A 3,197-nucleotide genomic window follows, 5' to 3' on the forward strand; every position below is an offset into this window, starting at 1 on the left:
AACTGCACAATGGCGCGCAATTGCTTACCCTTCGGAGCGCCGATCACGATGAACTCGCTTGGATTGGCTGGGAAGTAGCGGGCGCCGAAGCGCTCGACCGATTTGCGGCGCGTTTTGAAGATGCCGGCGTTGTGGCCGAGCGGGGCGATGCGGCGCTATGCGCCGAACGGGAGGTCGATGATCTCTTGGTGCTGGCTGGGCCGGATGGCGTTCGGCTGGAACTGTTCGTGCGGTCGCGCAGGCCGGATGGCTCCGGCGTGACCCCGATCGAGCTTGCTCATGTTGTCCTAGCCAGCAGCGACCGCGAGACGAGCGTCAAATGGTATTGTGATGTTCTCGGTTTCAATCTCACCGACCAGATCTTCTGGGGAGATGGCATTGAGGCATCTTTTCTCCGGTGCAACCCGCGCCACCACAGCCTCGCACTATCAAACCTTGTCGGAGATATGCGAGGCGGCGAATTGGGCCACTTCATGCTCGAAACAACCTCGCTCGACGAGGTTGGCCGGGCTCATGACGCCGCGCGCCGCGAAAAAGTTCCACTCGCCTTTACGTTCGGGCGGCACTCGAACGACCTCGCCTTTTCCTTCTACGCCTATTCCCCGTCGGGATGGTTGGTCGAGTTTGGCAATGGCGGCCGGTTGATCGATGATTCTGCTGGAAAGCCCGGTCTTTACGATTCCCCAAGCCTGTGGGGCCATGAGCATCAGGCCCCACCGGATGGCGACTCCGCCAAAACACGATACTAACGGAGAAAATATGAGTAGCATGTGGAACGATCTTCAGGGCGCGCCATTCAAGCAGTCCTACTATAAGGTGGGCGGAGTGCCTATCCGGGCGATAGAAGCAGGCGAGGGGCCGCCGCTGATCCTACTCCACGGCACAGGTGGTCATGCCGAGGCCTATGTAAAAAACATCCGGGCCCATGCCGCGCATTTTCACGTCTACGCAATCGATATGATCGGACATGGCTATAGTGGCGCGCCAGACATCGCATATGACATGGAACTCTACGTCCACTTTATGCTTGATCTGCTCAATACTCTTGGTGCCGAGCGCGCCTTTATCTCAGGTGAGTCGCTTGGTGCTTCGGTCGCGGCGTGGTTCACTATCGCTCATCCAGAGCGGGTGGAAAAAATCGTTATGAACACCGGCACCCTGCTGCCGCCGGACGAAGCCGGAGCAGCCGAACTGCGCGAGTTACTCGAACGCAGCCAGCGTGCAGCGGGTGCTCCGACCCGGGAAGCGATACGCCAACGGATGCGCTGGCTGGTCCATGACGAGGCATCCTTGACTGACGAACTCATCGAATCTCGCTTCCGCATTTACAACCAGCCGGGTCGTGCTGCGATCCTTGGCCGTATAACAGAGGCGAGCTTGAGCGCACTCCTCGATCCCGACCTGCAACGTCGCTGGTATAATGCCGAGCTGCTTGGTCGCATTGCACGCCCGGTCTTAGTTCTATGGACCCGTTATAATCCTGGCCAATCCGTGGAACTTGCTGCAGAAAGCGTGCGGCTCATTCCGGATGGCGAACTCGTCGTACTTGAGAATAGTGCTCATTGGCCGCAGTGGGAGGAGCCAGAGGCATTCAACAGGCTACATCTAGAATTTCTTCTTAAATAGCAGGTGGCACCTTGTCGTCAGTCGGTCGCTCATCGCGGCGGAATTCTTCTGGCGTAACCCCGGTCGTCCGCTTGAAGAAGCGGTGGAAATTGGCCGGCGCCGAATATCCAAGCAGGGCAGCGATCGAATGCGCGGGGATCTCGGTGTCCTGCAGATAACGCGTGGCAATTCTGAGCCGTAATTTTTCCAGGATCTGGCTGAAGGACGTACTCTCCATAGCCAAGCTTCGGCGCAGCGAACGCTCACTCATATTGAGCAGGCCTGCGACATGGTCAATTGTGGGAAATTGGCCAGGTTGACCAAGCAAAATGCGTTGCACCTGATAACCGAGCCTTTGCGTATCATAGTCGCCGTGGGCAATGATGTCGCACTGTTGTTCGCAAAGCATGGCAAGCTCTGGATCGGCAAGCGAGATCCGCTCGCGCAACCGCGACGTTGGCAAATGAGCGCCGCAGTCGGACTGGTTATATCGGATCGGGCATTGAAACATCTCTTCGTAGAGATTGTGATAGTCAGGCTTGCTCCACGGCAACCGGAGCTCCTGAAAATCTAAAGAGCCACGTTGCAACAGTGCTCCGATAGGAATCCATGCGGCGAGCATTTCTTCAAGATGGTACCGCGCCGCAAAGTCGTCGAAAGGGAAGATCGGCGCCTCGGTCAAGCGGGTTTCCTCGCCGATAATATGATAGTTGAAACGCACCGTCGGGTTGCTGAGCTGATGATAGCGCGAGACGATCTCAAGCGCGCAGCCCATATTGGCGCTGCTCAAGATTGCGTAACCGACGATTCCATGGTCGGACACCTTAATTCGCCGACCCACCATAAGGCCCAACCCTGGGATCGGCTCGGTCTCGCGTATGGCACTGAGAAGACGGAGGCGATGGCCGACGGTACAGGTCGCGTCTTTTTTTTGAAAATCTGCGGGTGCTGCGCCGATCTTCGCGTACATCCAATCTGTATCGAAGCCGTGTTTGCGTGCTACTTCCATCAATCTGAAAAGATGGACTGCAGGTATTACATGCTTCTCTGCTAAATCAGAAACCGCCTGACTCAATTGTCTGCGCATCATTAATACGCCCTTGCTAAGATATCTCCGCCACAATTTTGTGTATTATTTTATAATGCGTGGTCAATATGTGGCCTTTATTCACATTACTATAGATCGCCATCATTTGTTAATATTAAAGACAGGAATTGCAGGAATTGTAGGAATAACATTGAGCGAGAATTGAGTCCGAGTTTAGCGTAAGCATTAGACCTGTGTACGCCCTCCGTCTTAGGTGCGATTTGAAGTTTTCGCGCAATGAGTTTTGATGGGAGCCCTCGGAGAACCAAGCGAACCACATCTTGTTCCCTAGCGGTAAGTATATCGTTACCAAATCGGTGAAGCGCCGTCTCTATTTGATCATTGAGTATGATATCGCAGTTTTCTACGGAACGCGCGGTCTTTTTTGTTGAGAAAGATTCTCTTTGAATAGATTTGGGAAGGTACATGGTGCGATTCTCCAAGCTCTATGATCAATAATTCGAGCATATGACAAATAGGCCAACCGGAAGTTATCATTATCGGC

General features: G+C 54.4%; 4 protein-coding genes. 2 read left to right on the forward strand and 2 right to left on the reverse strand.

Translation table 11 applies throughout. The annotated features are described in order from the left end of the window. Both ACESNI_RS04885 and ACESNI_RS04890 read left to right on the forward strand, forming a co-directional pair. Positions 1-749, forward strand: a 749-nt coding sequence (locus tag ACESNI_RS04885; protein ID WP_373085368.1) for a VOC family protein, incomplete at its 5' end; no start/stop codon positions are given. 10 nt (positions 750-759) lie between these two features. Continuing rightward, a complete protein-coding gene (locus ACESNI_RS04890) occupies positions 760-1,626 on the forward strand; it encodes an alpha/beta fold hydrolase (protein ID WP_373085370.1) in 867 nt (288 codons plus the stop codon). Here the strand turns inward: ACESNI_RS04890 and ACESNI_RS04895 are convergent. Together ACESNI_RS04895 and ACESNI_RS04900 are read right to left on the reverse strand one after the other, a co-directional pair. Beyond that, positions 1,619-2,695, reverse strand: a complete 1,077-nt coding sequence (locus ACESNI_RS04895) for an AraC family transcriptional regulator ligand-binding domain-containing protein (protein ID WP_373085371.1) — start codon at positions 2,693-2,695, stop codon at positions 1,619-1,621. The two genes, ACESNI_RS04890 and ACESNI_RS04895, sit on opposite strands and share 8 nt — an antisense overlap. A gap of 86 nt (positions 2,696-2,781) precedes the next feature. Continuing rightward, on the reverse strand, positions 2,782-3,120 hold the full coding sequence (locus ACESNI_RS04900; protein WP_373085372.1) for a response regulator transcription factor: 339 nt from the start codon (positions 3,118-3,120) through the stop codon (positions 2,782-2,784). Positions 3,121-3,197: the final 77 nt, after the last annotated feature.

This window comes from Sneathiella sp. (assembly GCF_041689005.1).
Taxonomy (GTDB): Bacteria; Pseudomonadota; Alphaproteobacteria; order Sneathiellales; family Sneathiellaceae; genus Sneathiella.